Annotated in this window: 10 protein-coding genes; 6 read left to right on the plus strand and 4 right to left on the minus strand. The window is 69.3% G+C overall.

From position 1 onward, the window contains the following. Positions 1 to 93 precede the first annotated feature (93 nt). Both rpoD and WMF27_RS22325 read left to right on the plus strand, forming a co-directional pair. A complete protein-coding gene (rpoD, locus tag WMF27_RS22320; RefSeq protein ID WP_437766876.1) occupies positions 94 to 2,013 on the plus strand; it encodes an RNA polymerase sigma factor RpoD in 1,920 nt (639 codons plus the stop codon). Between the two features lie 123 nt (positions 2,014 to 2,136). After that, the gene (locus tag WMF27_RS22325) at positions 2,137 to 2,448 is read left to right on the plus strand and encodes a hypothetical protein (protein ID WP_437766875.1); all 312 of its coding nucleotides are present in this window, start codon (positions 2,137 to 2,139) and stop codon (positions 2,446 to 2,448) included. Positions 2,449 to 2,490: 42 nt separating this feature from the next. On the opposite strand, the gene WMF27_RS22330 is transcribed toward WMF27_RS22325, so the two are convergent. Together WMF27_RS22330 and bamA are read right to left on the minus strand one after the other, a co-directional pair. Further along, positions 2,491 to 3,273, minus strand: coding sequence for a rhomboid family intramembrane serine protease (locus WMF27_RS22330; RefSeq protein ID WP_437766874.1), 783 nt, complete (start codon positions 3,271 to 3,273; stop codon positions 2,491 to 2,493). 212 nt (positions 3,274 to 3,485) lie between these two features. Beyond that, positions 3,486 to 6,131 (minus strand): outer membrane protein assembly factor BamA, encoded by a 2,646-nt coding sequence (gene bamA / locus WMF27_RS22335; protein ID WP_437766873.1) that lies wholly within the window; start codon positions 6,129 to 6,131, stop codon positions 3,486 to 3,488. A 310-nt stretch (positions 6,132 to 6,441) separates the two neighbouring features. Here bamA and WMF27_RS22340 point away from each other — a divergent pair, with 310 nt between their 5' ends. The 3 genes from WMF27_RS22340 to WMF27_RS22350 all read left to right on the plus strand — a co-directional run bounded on the left by WMF27_RS22340 (position 6,442) and on the right by WMF27_RS22350 (position 11,753). Then, complete coding sequence (locus WMF27_RS22340) at positions 6,442 to 8,844, plus strand: DNA gyrase/topoisomerase IV subunit A (RefSeq protein ID WP_437766872.1); 2,403 nt, start codon at positions 6,442 to 6,444, stop codon at positions 8,842 to 8,844. Positions 8,845 to 8,846: 2 nt separating this feature from the next. After that, complete coding sequence (locus WMF27_RS22345; protein ID WP_437766871.1) at positions 8,847 to 10,784, plus strand: DNA gyrase/topoisomerase IV subunit B; 1,938 nt, start codon at positions 8,847 to 8,849, stop codon at positions 10,782 to 10,784. Between the two features lie 138 nt (positions 10,785 to 10,922). After that, positions 10,923 to 11,753 (plus strand): helix-turn-helix domain-containing protein, encoded by an 831-nt coding sequence (locus WMF27_RS22350; RefSeq protein ID WP_437766870.1) that lies wholly within the window; start codon positions 10,923 to 10,925, stop codon positions 11,751 to 11,753. 85 nt (positions 11,754 to 11,838) lie between these two features. Here the strand turns inward: WMF27_RS22350 and WMF27_RS22355 are convergent, their stop codons facing one another. After that, positions 11,839 to 12,657, minus strand: a complete 819-nt coding sequence (locus WMF27_RS22355; RefSeq protein WP_437766869.1) for a carbon-nitrogen hydrolase family protein — start codon at positions 12,655 to 12,657, stop codon at positions 11,839 to 11,841. A gap of 9 nt (positions 12,658 to 12,666) precedes the next feature. After that, the gene (locus WMF27_RS22360; RefSeq protein WP_437766868.1) at positions 12,667 to 12,900 is read right to left on the minus strand and encodes a hypothetical protein; all 234 of its coding nucleotides are present in this window, start codon (positions 12,898 to 12,900) and stop codon (positions 12,667 to 12,669) included. Between the two features lie 696 nt (positions 12,901 to 13,596). On the opposite strand from WMF27_RS22360, the gene WMF27_RS22365 reads away from it, so the two are divergent. After that, the gene (locus WMF27_RS22365) at positions 13,597 to 14,082 is read left to right on the plus strand and encodes an NUDIX hydrolase (RefSeq protein WP_231865014.1); all 486 of its coding nucleotides are present in this window, start codon (positions 13,597 to 13,599) and stop codon (positions 14,080 to 14,082) included. The last annotated feature ends 5 nt before the right edge of the window (positions 14,083 to 14,087 follow it).

The raw sequence follows: 14,087 nt of genomic DNA on the forward strand, positions 1-14,087 counted from the left end.
CGGCTCGACGTGCGTGATCCCTAGAGTTTATCGGAGTCATTGGGTGTCTTGTCGGTCGCGGCGAGCTGATCGCCGTAAGTGGAGCATGAGGTAATGGCGAGCAAGGCCAAGCAATCTTCCGGTCGGACAGGCGGGGTCGCGAGGGCGGCGGGGGGCGGCGCGCTGAACGGCGCGCGGCACGCATCGACACGCGGGCACGCCGAGGGGGGGGCGCGCCCGAGCAACAAAGGAGACGCGGGCATCCGGGCCGAGCGGTCAGAGAAGGACCGGAAGACGCTCGAAAAGCTCGTCGAAACCGGCAAGAGTAAAGGCTTTCTCACCTATGACGAGGTGAACGACGCGCTCCCCGCGGACGTCGCGCCCGATCAGCTCGACGACGTGGTGGGCGCCCTCGGCGACGAGGACATCGAGATCGTCGACGGCGCGACCCAGGTGAAGATCGCGCCGAAGCGCATCGCGGACGAGGAGGCCGGCGAGAAGAAGCTCGTCGTGACGCCCGACCGCGAGGAAGAGGACGTCGACTACTACTCGAAGTCGAACGACCCCGTCCGGATGTACCTCCGGAAGATGGGCAGCGTCTCGCTGCTCACCCGCGAGGGCGAGGTCGAGATCGCGAAGCGGATCGAGATCGGCGAGCAGAAGGTCAACGCCGCCATCCTCGACTCCCCCATCGCCGTCCGCGAGATCATCGATCTCGGCGAGAAGCTCCGGAAGCACAAGATCCGGGTGAAGGAGCTCATCAAGGACGCCGAGAACGACGACCAGGAGTTCGACGAGGAGGAGGCCGACCGGCGCATCATCCGCCTCATCGACAAGGTGAAGCGCGTCGACAAGAAGAAGGCGGAGCTCCTGGAGGAGCGCAAAGAGGTGAAGACGGAGGTCCGCCGCAAGCAGATCGACGTCGAGGTGACGCAGGCGACAGCCGAGCTCGTGACGACGCTCGAAGAGATGCGCCTCAACAAGCGGACGATCGACAAGATCGTCCAGAAGCTGAAGAGCCTCATCTCGAAGGTCGAGAAGGCCGAGGCGGGCGCGACGGAGCTGGAGCGGCGCACAGGGCTCTCGAAGGGCGAGCTCAAGCGCGAGCTCATCAAGGTGAAGGGCAACCGCGCCCTCGAGGGGCGGCTCGCCAAGAAGCTCAACGTCAACCGCGAGGAGCTCAACGACTTCGAATCGACCATCAAGAACGCCCAGAAGGGTCTGAAGAAGGTCGAGGAAGAGCTCAACATCGACGTCGCTGCGATCCGCGATACCTACGAGAACATCCGCGAGGGGGAGCGGATGGCGGAGCGCGCCAAGGCGGAGCTGGTCGAGGCGAACCTCCGCCTCGTGGTCTCCATCGCGAAGAAGTACACGAACCGCGGCCTCCAGTTCCTGGACCTCATCCAGGAAGGGAACATCGGCCTCATGAAGGCCGTCGACAAGTTCGAGTACAAGCGCGGCTACAAGTTCTCGACGTACGCGACGTGGTGGATCCGGCAGGCGATCACCCGCGCGATCGCGGACCAGGCGCGGACGATCCGCATCCCGGTCCACATGATCGAGACGATCAACAAGCTGATCCGCACCTCGCGCTACCTCGTGCAGGAGTACGGCCGAGAGCCGACCCCCGAGGAGATCGCCGAGAAGATGGAGCTCCCGCTCGACAAGGTGCGCAAGGTCCTGAAGATCGCGAAGGAGCCGATCTCGCTCGAGACCCCCATCGGCGAGGAAGAGGACTCGCACCTTGGCGACTTCATCGAGGACAAGAGCGTGATCTCGCCCGCGGAGGCCGTGATCAACATGAACCTCGCGGAGCAGACCCGTAAGGTCCTGAAGACGCTGACGCCGCGCGAGGAGAAGGTGCTCCGGATGCGCTTCGGCATCGGCGAGAAGAGCGACCATACGCTCGAAGAGGTCGGTCAGGACTTCGAGGTCACGCGCGAGCGCATCCGGCAGATCGAGGCGAAGGCGCTCCGCAAGCTCCGGCACCCCAGCCGCTCGAAGCAGCTCAAGAGCTTCATCGACAGCTAGTCCGTGGGCTGGCCTGCTCGCCAAACGAAGGCAGCTCTGCCGCGCAGGCCGCGCTGCTGGCCTCTCGCTGGCCAGGCACGCGCTCGCGCAGGCAGCCGTTCGCTCGGCGAGCGGCGCGCCGCCGTGGCCCTCCTCGTGCTCGCGAGCGCGGTCCTCGGCGGCTGCACCAAGACGATGTCGGAAGAAGACTGCCGCACGATCGGCGAGGGCATGCGCACCGCGTGGGCAGCGGAGGCCAAGCGGGTGGGGTCCGCCGCTCCAGCGGGCCCGGGGAAGGCCTCCGTGGTGATCGACAGCGAGGGCGAGAGGCTCTCGTCGGAGTGGACATCCGACTGCAAGCGGGAGCTCGCCGGGAGCAAGGTGGACCCCGGCGAGCTCGGCTGCCTTACCCGCGCGAAGACGCTCGAAGAGCTCCGCCGCTGCGCCACGCCCTGACCACCTGGGAGCGCGGCCGGGGCGGGGCGCCCTGCGACCCTTTCAGTTGAGGTAGCGCTTGTCCTTCGGGGGGTCCTTCTGGCCGCCGGGGATGACCCTCAGCGGGACGCCCCCGGAGCGGCCGCGCGCCGCAGGGACGCGGCGGAGCGCGGCGGACTGCGCCTGCAGCTGACGGAAGCGGATCCGTAGATAGAAGCGGCGCAGCGGGGAGAAGTCGCCGAAGAGATACCCGGCGAGCATGCCCCCGAACGGCGTGATCAACCCCTCGGGGGGCGCGCGCATGGCGATCACGTTGAGCACCGAGATCCCGAAGATGAAGACGAGCAGCATGGTGCCCGTCACGGGGAGGACGAAGAAGAGGCGGACCGTGGCGTGTCGGTGCGCGAGCGCCCACGCGACGGCGATCGCCTCGATCATCCCGAGCCCGCCGTAGAAGACCGGCCGCGCCATCTTCGGGAGGAGCGCGCCCACCGCCACCTGGAGCGCGAACGCGAAGGCGGCGGAGCCGAACAGGAACGCCAGCGTGCGTCTGGCTCCCCAGCGCTCTTCGAGCGAGGCACCGAGGAAATACAGGCCGAGCAGCGTCGTGACGAAGTGCCACGGATCGCTCGGGTTGTGGACGAGCGGCGCGGTGAGCAGCCGCCACACCTGACCGTGGAGCACCTTCTCGCTGATGCCGAGGAACGGCTCGAGCACGCCTTCGCCGGCGCCCCCCCAGTTCAGGCCCAGGGTGAACATCACCCAGATACAGCCGATCGCGATCATCATCCCCAGCAGGGCCTTGCCTGGCTTGGGGAACCCCATCGAGCTGTGCTCCGGGCGCATGGCTCTCCACCTAACAGCGGCGCCCCCGACGAGCAACCGCTGCCCCCGAACTCCACGGCGATCCGCCCGGCGCCGACCCGCCCTCCAGCGGCCGCGACGCCCGCTGCGCGCCATCCAGGACGCTCTGGGGCAGGGTCCGCCCGGCCGCGCACCTGCCCCCGGCAGCCCCCCGGGGAGCGCGCACGTCCCTGCTGCGCCCGCTGGCCGGGGGCTCAGAAGAAGTTGCCGATGTTGAACTCGAACTTGTACGTCTCTTCGTAGGGCAGCCGCTTGAACGGGAAGCCCCACTCGAAGCGCAGCGGTCCGAGCGGGGAGAACCACCGGAGCCCGAATCCCCACGAGGTGCGGACATCGAGGAGGCGCTCGGCCGAGAAGCACGGGTTCGTGACGTCGTGCGGCGATGCGGGGGCGGCGTTGCAGTAGAGCTTCTCGAGATTCCAGGCGTTGCCCAGATCCGTGAAGACGACGCCCTTGATCTGCACGGCCTCGAGGATCGGGAACTCCAGCTCGAGGTTCTGGTAGTACATGAGGTTGCCGCCGATGTTCGCGCCGTTCGCGATGGGCAGCGAGTTCGGATCGAGCGACTCGCGGAGCGGGAGGCGCGGGCCGATGTCCCGGATCTCGAAGCCGCGCACATCGAGGATGCCGCCCAGGAAGAAGCGGGCGAAGATCGGCACGCCCTGGGGGTTGGGGCTCGTCACCATGCCGGCCTCGGTGTTCAGCTTGAGGACCAGGCTGTCCGTGATCGGGTAGTAGAACCTCCCCGTGGCGCGGTACCGCAGGAACTCGTTCTCGCTGCCGAACGCGCTGTGGGCGAGCTCCACCGAGCCCTGCAGGTAGATGCCCGAGGTCGGGAAGAGCTGGTTGTTGCGCGTGTCGAAGGTGAGCGCAGGGCGGATGCTCGACGTGAGCCCGGCGTTGAAGAGGTTGTAGAGCGGGAGCCGCTGGAACGAGGCGCGCTCCTCTGCCGTGCCGAGGCCGGTGTTCGTGGCCGACGAGATCTCGTCGTTCTCCAGCGTGTAGGTCAGCTGCGCGCGCAGCTCCGGCTCGATGAGCGGGTAGCCGAGCGTGAGCGAGCCGCCGGTGGAGGTCTGCGAGAACTCCGTGTAGGTCCGCAGCTGGTTGTAGACGCTCACCGACGCGGAGAACGGGCTGTCGAACAGGTACGGCTCGAAGAAGCGGACGTCGATGAGGCGCCGCGATCCGGAGATCTGCGCCTGGAGCGACAGCGACTGGCCGCTCCCGAGCAGGTTCGCCTGCTGGACCTGCGCCGTCGCGATGAAGTTCTCGACGCTCGAGAAGCCCGCGCCGATCTGGAAGGTGCCCGTCGGCTTCTCGCCGATGTCGACGTTGACGTTGATGTGCTGGGGGTCGTCGCCCTGCTCGGTGGAGATGTCGACCCGCTCGAAGTAGCCGAGCGCCGTGATCCGCTGCTTCGATCGCTCCAGCTTCGTCTCGCTGAACAGCCGCCGCTCCTCCACCTCCATCTCGCGGCGGATCACCTTGTCCCGCGTCTTCGTGTTGCCGCGGATCTCGATGCGCCCGAAGTAGACGAGCTGGTTTCTCCGGATGCCGACGGTGATGTCGACCTCGCGCCTGTCCGGGTCGAGCTGGGTGTCAGGCGACGCCTCGACGTTGGCGTAGCCGGCGTCCCGGTAGAGCGTCTGGATCGCGCCGAGATCCTTCGCCAGCTCGGCGCGGTTGAACCAGTCGCCCGGCTTGGCCCGCACCATCTCGCGCAGCGCGCGGCGCCCGCCGAGCGGCTCGATCTCGCGGCCGTCGGCGTCGCGCTCGTAGACGCGGAGCGAGCGGATGCGGAAGCGCGGCCCCTCGTTGATCGTGATCGTGACCTCGATGCCCGTGCGGTCGGGCGTGAGCATCACCCTGGGCGTCGCGACCTGCGCCGCGAGGAAGCCACGATCGTAGTAGAGCGCGTTGATCACGAGGACGTCGCGCTCGAACGCGTCCTGGCGGAACGGACCGCCGGTGCCGAAGGCGAAGAAGCCCCCCTGCCCCGTGATCATGACCTCCCGGAGCTCCTCGTCCGAGATGTTCTGGTTGCCGATGAACGTGATGCGCCGGACGGTGACCGGCGAGTGCTCCTTGATCGTGAACTTGACGGTGACCTGGTTCTCCCGCTCCGGCTTGACCTCGTAGCTGACCTCGGCGAGGAAGAAGCCCTCCTCGGCGTACTTGTCGCGGAGCTTCTGCACGCCGCGCCGGATCGCCGCGTAGCTCAGGATCGTGCCGGTCTTGAGCTCGACCGAGAGCGCCTCGGTGAGGTCCTCGCTGTCGATCTCCTTGTTGCCGGAGAACTCGATGGCCTTGATGCTCGGGCGCTCGCGGACCAGCACCCTCAGGCTCACGCCGTCGTCGCGGCGCGTGAGGTCGACCTCGACGTCGTCGAACAGGCCGGAGTCCCAGAGCTCGCGCACGTCGCGCGCCAGCCCCTCGGGGGTGAACGGCCTGCCGACCCGGGTCTGCCCGAGGTAGACGAGCACGTCCTCGGTCGACACCCGGCGGTTGCCGGCGATGGCGACCTGAACGACCGGCTGCCCCCGAGCGAGCTCGGCCTCCGTGGGCGCCAGATGGATCGTCGGCTCGACGGCGTCGGGGACGACCTGCGCAGGTGTACCGGCGCCAGGCTGGGCTCCCAGGGTCGCGTCGGCCGGCGCGGGCGGCTGCGCAGCGCTGGCCGGGGCGGCAGGCGCGGCGCCGCCCCGGGGTGGCTGCGCGCCCGGAGCACCTCCGGGCACCTGAGCTGCCGCGAGCCGGGGCCGTATCGCCGCTACTGCAACGAACACCAGGAAGAGGCCGAGCCAGACGAGCCGCAGCCAGCGGCCGAGAAGGCGAAGCATGGGTCGGGTGCCTGTCGCGTACAAGGCGCCACCCCGTAGCCCAGCGCGCCGTGAGTCTCAAGGGCGGACGCCGAAATCAAGGTGCCGCCGTCAGGTAGCGCTGCGCTGGCCTGTGTTCGGGTCGATCTCGCGGCCATCTGACGCTATGCCAGGGTCCACACGAGCGCAGGCGAGCACTCGCTGCCAGAAATTCCCGCGAGGCAGCCTTGACCGAGCGCGAACCCCTGGGTAATTGCCGAGGCTCGCCAGCGTTCACCTGAACATCGGAGCACCTGTTCGTCCGGTGCCCGCGCACTCCCTGGAGCATCGCGTGTCTCGAACCCCCTCCCTTCCGTCCGACGGTGACGCGTCCCGCAAGGGCCGCCGTGGCGGCCGGCCCGGTGACAGCGAGCCGCCGCCGCCCCCGGCGCCCGACACCTCGCTCGCCGACGAGGCGCAGCGCCGGTACCTGAACTATGCGCTCAGCGTCATCACGTCGCGCGCACTGCCCGACGTCCGCGACGGGTTGAAGCCGGTGCAGCGCCGCATCCTCTACGCGATGCTGCACGACCTGCACCTCGGGCCGGACGCGAAGTACCGGAAGAGCGCCGCGGTCGTCGGTGACGTGATGGGCAAGTACCACCCGCACGGCGACGTCGCGATTTACGACGCGATGGTCCGGCTCGCGCAGGACTTCGTGATGCGGGCGCCGCTCATCGCGGGCCACGGGAACTTCGGCTCCGTGGACGGCGATGCGCCCGCCGCGATGCGTTACACCGAGGCAAAGCTCCGGCCCCTGGCGCTGGAGCTGCTCAGCGAGCTCGGCCAGCGCACCGTGGACTTTCGTCCCAACTACGACGGGACCCGCTTCGAGCCGATCGTCCTCCCGTCGCGCTTCCCCAACCTCCTCGTGAACGGCTCGCAGGGGATCGCGGTCGGGATGGCGACGAGCATCCCGCCGCACAACCTGGGCGAGGTGATCGACGCGTGCGTCGCGCTGATCGAGAACCGCGAGCTCACCACGCACCGGCTGCTGTCGTACGTGAAGGGGCCGGATTTCCCCACCGGAGGTCAGCTGCACGCGACGAAGAAGGAGCTCGAGGCCGTCTACACGGCAGGCCAGGGCTCGCTGAAGCTCCGCGGCGAGTGGCAGCTGGAAGAGGGCGACGGCAAGCGCGGCGCCGCCCCGCAGATCGTGATCACCTCGATCCCGTACGGCATCGAGCGGAAGGCGATCGTCGAGAAGATCGCCGAGGTGATCCTCTCCAAGAAGCTGCCGACGCTCGTGGACGTGCGCGACGAGTCGACCGGCGAGGTGCGCATCGTGATGGAGCTCAAGCGCGGCGCCGACGCGCAGCTCGTGATGGCGTACCTCTACAAACAGACGCCGCTCGCGATCAACGTGCAGGTGAACCTCACCTGCCTCGTGCCCACCGACAACGCGGAGATCGCCGCGCCACGGCGGCTCGGCCTGCACGAGATCCTGACGAAGTTCCTCGACTTCCGCTACGCGACGGTGACGCGGCGGTTCGAGTTCGAGCTCGGCGAGCTGAGGCGGCGGATCAACATTCTCGAGGGGTTCGAGAAGATCTTCGACGCGCTCGACGAGGTGATCCGGATCATCCGCAAGAGCGAGGGCAAGGCCGACGCGGCCGAGAAGCTGATGAAGCGCTTCACCCTCAACGAGGAGCAGACGGACGCGATCCTCGAGCTCAAGCTCTACCGGCTGGCGCGGCTCGAGATCCTGCTCGTGCAGAAGGATCTCGGCGAGAAGCGCGCCGAGGCCAAGCGGATCGAAGGGCTGCTCCGGAGCGACGCGAAGCGCTGGGGGATCGTCCGCGACGAGCTCGTCGAGATCAAGGGAGCCTACGGCGAGAAGCGCCGCACGAAGGTGGTCGGCTCGATCGACGAGCCCGAGTACCAGGCGGAGGACTTCATCGTGGCCGAGGACGCGAACGTGATCCTCTCGGCGCAGGGCTGGGTGAAGCGGGTCCGCGAGGTGAAGGATCTGGCCTCGACGCGCATCCGCGAGGGAGACAGCGTCCTCGCGGCCGTCGCCGGCTCGACGCGGTCGACGGTCGCGTTCTTCTCGAACGTCGGCGCGTGCTACGTGTGCCGCATCCACGACGTGCCGCAGTCGACCGGCTACGGCGATCCCGTGCAGAAGCTGTTCAAGCTGGCCGACGGCGAGCGGCTGATCGCGCTGATGTCGTTCGATCCGAGGGCGCTCGACGTCCCGGCGCAGACCCCGGACTCCGCCGAGCCGGAGCCGCCCTTCGCGCTGGCGATCACCCGAGGAGGCTTCGGCTTCAGGTTCTCGCTGCGGCCGCACCGTGATCCATCGACGCGTGCCGGGCGCCGCTTCGCCAAGCTGAACGAGGGCGACGAGGTGCTCTTCGTCCACGCGGTGGACGGCGCCGACCGGGTGCTCTGCGCCTCGAGCGACGCCTGGGCGCTCAGCGTGGCCGTGGAGGAGCTCGCCCTGCTCTCCGGCCCGGGCAAGGGCTCCGTCGTCATGCGGGTCGCCGAAGGTGAGCGCCTGGTCGGCGCCGCGCTCGCCCTCGGGCCGCGCGACGCGATCACAGTCGAGACGGAGAAGGGCAAGACGCTCGAGATCGCCGCGAGCAAAATCGCCGGCCAGCGCGGCACCCAGGGCGAGCCGATCGCACGACGCGACCGCTTCGCCCGCGTGGTGCCGCCGGCCGTCGTCGTACCGACGCTGGAGGTGAGCTGAACATGGCCGCCACGAATCCCCCGGTCCGCGCCGCTTCCGGCGCACGTTACACGGCCGCCGACATCGAGGTGCTCGAGGGGCTCGAGCCCGTCCGCAAGCGCCCCGCCATGTACATCGGCGGCACCGACGCCAGAGGCTACCACCACCTGCTCTGGGAGATCGTCGACAACGCCGTCGACGAGGCCATCAACGGGCACGCGAAGCGGATCGAGGTGACGCTCGACGCCGATCTCCAGGGCGCCACCGTGACCGACGACGGGCGCGGCATCCCGGTGGACGTCCATCCCAGGTACAAGCGCCCCGCGCTCGAGCTCATCTTCTGCACGCTGCACGCAGGCGGGAAGTTCGCGAGCGACAGCTACAAGGTCTCAGGCGGGCTCCACGGCGTCGGATCGAGCGTCGTCAACGCGCTCTCCGAGCTCGTCGAGGTCCGGGTGCTGCGCGACGGGTCCGAGCACCAGCAGACGTTCTCGCGCGGCGCGCCGAGCAGCAAGCTCAAGAAGGGCGCGCCCACCCGCAAGCACGGCACGATCATCCATTTCCGGCCCGATCCGGAGATCTTCGGGCAGGGCCGGCGCTTCGATCCCGAGACCATCCGCGAGCGCCTGGAGGCCAAGGCGTACCTCCACGGAGGGCTCGAGATCGCGTTCCGCGATCTCTCGTCCGGAGAGTCGATCGAGCTCCTCCACCCGAACGGCATCGCGGACTTCTTGCCGAAGCTGGTCGCCCAGCGCGGCAAGCCGGTGACGCACCCGTCCATCTTCTACGTCGCGCGCGAGGGCGAGATCCGCCTGGAGGCCGCGCTCCAGTGGACCGAGTCGACCGACGAGTACGTGAAGTCGTACGTCAACGGCATCCCGACGCACGCGGGCGGCGCGCACGAGTCGGGCTTCAGCGGCGCGATCGTGAAGGCGGTCCGCGCGTTCATGGACGCGAAGAAGGTCCAGCCGAAGGGGGTCACGCTGACGGCCGACGACATCCGCGAGGGGATCGTGGGTGTCCTGTCCATCTACATCCAGGATCCGCAGTTCCAGGGGCAGACGAAGGATCGACTCAACAACGCGGAGGCTGGGCCGGCGGTCGAGGGCATGGTCCGGCCGGCGCTCGAGCAGTGGATGCTCCACAACGGCACGGCCGGCGAGTCGATCGTGGCCCGCGCGATCCTGGCGGCGCGCGCCAGGGAGGCGCGGCGCGAGGCGACCCAGCAGGTCCTGCGCAAGACGCCGGTGTCGCACCGGCTCAACCTGCCGGGGAAGCTCGCCGATTGCGCCTCGACCGATCCGAGCGAGAGCGAGCTCTTCATCGTCGAGGGCGACAGCGCAGGCGGCTCGGCCAAGCAGGGCCGGGACCGCCGGACCCAGGCGATCCTCCCGCTCCGCGGCAAGGTGCTCAACGCGGAGCAGGCCTCGACCTCGAAGGTGCTCGGCAACAAGGAGCTCCAGGACATCGTGAGCGCGCTGGGCTGCGGCTTTGGAAAGGACTTCGACGCCTCCAAGTTGCGTTACGGTAGGATTTTTCTTCTCATGGACGCCGACAGCGACGGCCAGCACATCGCGACGCTGCTGCTGACGTTCTTCTACCGGCACCTGCCCGGCCTGCTCCGCGGCGGGCACGTGTTCCTCGCCCAGCCGCCCCTCTACAGGATCGACGTCGGCAAGGAGACGCACTGGGCGCTCGACGACGCGGAGCGCGACCGGATCCTCGCGAAGCTCCCCAAGACGGCCAAGGCGGATATCTCGCGGTTCAAGGGGCTCGGCGAGATGCCCGCGGAGGACCTCAAAGCGACCACGCTCGACATCCGACGCCGACGCGCGCTGCGCATCGTGATCGAGGGAGAGATCGAGACCGATCGCATCCTGAACGAGCTGATGGGCAAGGACGCCCAGGCGCGCTTCCGCTTCATCATGGAGCGCGCGCCGAACGCCGAGATCGACGTCTGACATCGATCCCTCGATCGAGAGGTCGCGGCGACTCCGCGCCTCGCGCGGGCGTCGTTGGATGCGGCGCCGCGCTCCAGCATTCATCTTCCCTGACCGCCATGAGCTCGCCGCGAGGATGTCGCGACGCAGGCGACCGCCATGGTGTGCACGTCGCGAAGACACAATGTGCCAACCGCGGCTGATCTCTGGCGCCTGTGCCACGTGAACGGCAGGCCACACCCCGTCGGACATCGCGAGCAGGCTGCCGGGCAATCACGACATTTTGTGCTGCTGAATGCCGATCCACGGGAGCCGAGAGCGATGCGTCAGCTTGCGGCCTGCTGGTTGCAATACGTCGCGCCGGTGGCCGCGATGACCGCGAGACACCGCCCTTTCACCGCTGGAGAGGTACTCGTGACGACTGCGCTTCCCATCTCGACTCCGATCGCACCCTCCTCGTCCCACAGCATGCCTGCCGCATGTTCCCTGTCGGTTCCGAGCGGCGCGCCTGCCGCACGGCCGGCGTCGCTCCCCACGCCCGGCGTCGCTGCACCGAGCCACAGCGCGCAGCCGCCGCGCGAGCTCGCTGCAGCGACCGGCGCCTCCCGATCCGCGCCACCATCGCGCTCGGCAGGCCCGCTGCCGCGCAGTACCTCGGAGCGGATCCTGCTCGGCCGCGACCGCATCCGCAGCGCCGCGGAAGCAGGCCAGAGGATCCGTTCCTACGAGGTCGCGCTGGACCTTGATCTGTCCGAGTTTCACTTCGCGCGGCTCTTCCGCGCCGCCTTCGGGGCATCACCCCACGTCTATTACGATGAGGTGCGTGCGGAGCGCGCGCGAGCGCTCCTGCATGGGGGGCTAAGCGAGGGAGAGGTCGCCCGCCGCATCGGCTTCCGCAGGCCTGCAGAGCTGCGCGCCCTCCTGTCCAAGCGCGGCAGCACGCCGCCCTCGGCCGGAGAGACGGAGCCGAGCGACGCTTCTGCCGAGTGAGCTGACGGCGGAGATCAAGCCTGCGGAGCGCCGGCACCGCCGCCTCCGGTGCGAGGACAAAGTGCTTACCCCCATGACACGACGATCAGAGCCTCCTGTGCGTGAGCGAGGGTAGGTTCGCCCTGACCCGATCGAGGTAGGAGGGGTCGAGCGTCGCCATCGCGATCCCCTCCCCTTCCGAGGCCTGAGCGATCACCTCACCCCACGGATCGATGACGCACGATTTCCCGAACGTCGCCCGCCCGCCAGGATGCTTGCCCCACTGTGCCGCGGCCACGACGTACGCCTGGGCCTCGATGGCCCGCGCGCGGAGCAGGACCAGCCAGTGGTCCTTGCCGGTGAGCAGGGTGAACGCCGCAGGGACGACGATCGCCTCCGCGCCCGACGACGAGAGCGCGCGGTAGAGCTCCGGGAACCGGACGTCGTAGCAGATCGACAGCCCGAGCTTCACGCCGTCGATCTCGGTGACGACGGGGCGATCCCCGGCGGTCGTCGACGCCGACTCGCGGTACTTCGTCCCGTCGGCGATCTCGACGTCGAAGAGGTGAATCTTCCGGTAGCGCGCGGTGAGCCGGCCGTCGGCCCCGAAGACCGCGCAGGTGTTGTACGGCCGCGCCGGATCGTGCGCGCGTTCGGGGAAGCCGCCGGCCACGATCGTCACGCGGGCGGAGCGCGCCGCGTCGGCGAGACGACGCGCGATCGGACCGCCGCCAGCGTCGAGGTCCTCCGCGATGTTGCGCTTCCCCTCCTCGTTGCCCATGTACGCGAAGTTCTCGGGCAGCACGACCGTCGTCGCCCCACGGCGCGCCGCTTCCACGACGAGCACCTCGACCCGCGCCAGGTTCTCGCTCACGTTCTCCTGGCTGGAGAGCTGAAGGGCCGCCCAGATCACCGGTTTTTCCATGCGGCAAGCCTACCGCACGGGGACCGGCGTGGACCACGCGCCGACGGGCGCGCAGGGCTCGTCAGGTTCCTCGAGCTCCGGACGCTCCCGCAGCGCCACTGGCACCAGCGGCGCCTGCCCCGCCGGCACCCGCTGCCCCGCCGGCGCCAACGCCACCTGCCCCGCCGGCACCCGCTGCCCCGCCGGCACCCGCTGCCCCGCCGGCGCCAGCGCCACCTGCCCCGCCGGCGCCCGCGGCTCCACCGCTGCCGTCCACGTCGGCGTGCGCGGCGCACTCGAGCGGCGCGCCGGAGTAGGTGCACCTGGCGCTGCACGCGGCGCACACACAGGCGAGCACCCGCTGGAACATCCGGTGAGCGGCGCCCGCATCGTCCGGGAACACACACGCCGTCTGGCAGGCCTTTTTATGGCCGCACCCCTTGAGGCACAGGCTGATCGGCCTGCACCCAGGCTCCCCGTCGCACGCCGCGAGCTCCGCCTCGCAACGCCCACCGCGGGACGCATGCTCGTTGAAGCAATCGCCGCAGCGCCCGGCTTCGCCGCCATAGGCCGCGAGGCACTCGCAGACGTTCGCCGGCCCCTCGTCGGCGCCCGCATCGGGCGGCGCTCCCCCGGAGGCGCCCGCGCTGGTGGAGCTGCCCGCCTGAGGGCGTGGCGACGGGAGCCGCTCCTCGGTGCAGCTCGGGAGCGACGCGAGCGCAAGCGCCGCCCCCGAGGCCATAACGCAGAGGACAGCCCAGCCGTACAACCCGACAGGAGCGCGCATCGCCCTCCGCACGATCGCCATGATGGGGACGAGCGTAGCCTGCCTCTCTCCCGCGACCGAGCCTGAGCCGCACAACTCACGGACGTCCGCAGGATCCGCCGAGGCCGCACGGAACCCTCTCCCGGCGGCGCCCGATCGCTCCTATGCTTTCCCCTCACATCACAAAAATTCTCATGGAAATCGCTCCCCTGTCGCTTTTGCCGCGCTCCGTGCTCGCCCTCGCCAAGGAGGTCGCGCGCGCGCTGCTCCGGCGACCTGTCGTCGGGATCGCCGCCGCCGCTCAGACCGCCGACGGCCGGTGGCTGCTCGTTCGCCGCAGCGACACCGGAACGTGGGCGCTCCCGGGAGGCACCCTGGAATGGGGAGAGACGCTCCGCGACAGCATCGTGCGGGAGCTCGCCGAGGAGGCCGGCGTCACCGAGGTCGAGCTCGGTCGGGTCGTGGGCGTGTACTCGCGGCCTGATCGCGACATCCGCTTCCACGCCGTGACGGTCGTCGTCACCGCCCGGATCGCCGCGCCGACGCGACCTCCGCAAAATCCTCTCGAGATCCGCGAGGCCAGGCTGTTCCGCGAGGACGAGCTCCCGTCCGAGCTCGCGATGGATATGGGGGATCTCTTCGCCGCCGCGCGGCGCGCCGGCGACACAGAGCTCGAGTGAGCCGA

Origin of the sequence: Sorangium sp. So ce281 (assembly GCF_051527395.1) — a bacterium.
In the GTDB taxonomy this organism is placed as follows: domain Bacteria; phylum Myxococcota_A; class Polyangia; order Polyangiales; family Polyangiaceae; genus Sorangium; species Sorangium cellulosum_B.

What these genes read in the sequence shown, in the direction of transcription:
- rpoD (WP_437766876.1), top strand. Translation starts at nt 94, where the DNA reads ATGGCGAGCAAGGCCAAGCAATCTTCCGGTCGGACAGGCGGGGTCGCG.
- WMF27_RS22330 (WP_437766874.1), bottom strand. Translation starts at nt 3,273, where the DNA reads ATGCGCCCGGAGCACAGCTCGATGGGGTTCCCCAAGCCAGGCAAGGCC.
- bamA (WP_437766873.1), bottom strand. Translation starts at nt 6,131, where the DNA reads ATGCTTCGCCTTCTCGGCCGCTGGCTGCGGCTCGTCTGGCTCGGCCTC.
- WMF27_RS22345 (WP_437766871.1), top strand. Translation starts at nt 8,847, where the DNA reads ATGGCCGCCACGAATCCCCCGGTCCGCGCCGCTTCCGGCGCACGTTAC.
- WMF27_RS22350 (WP_437766870.1), top strand. Translation starts at nt 10,923, where the DNA reads ATGGTGTGCACGTCGCGAAGACACAATGTGCCAACCGCGGCTGATCTC.
- WMF27_RS22355 (WP_437766869.1), bottom strand. Translation starts at nt 12,657, where the DNA reads ATGGAAAAACCGGTGATCTGGGCGGCCCTTCAGCTCTCCAGCCAGGAG.
- WMF27_RS22365 (WP_231865014.1), top strand. Translation starts at nt 13,597, where the DNA reads ATGGAAATCGCTCCCCTGTCGCTTTTGCCGCGCTCCGTGCTCGCCCTC.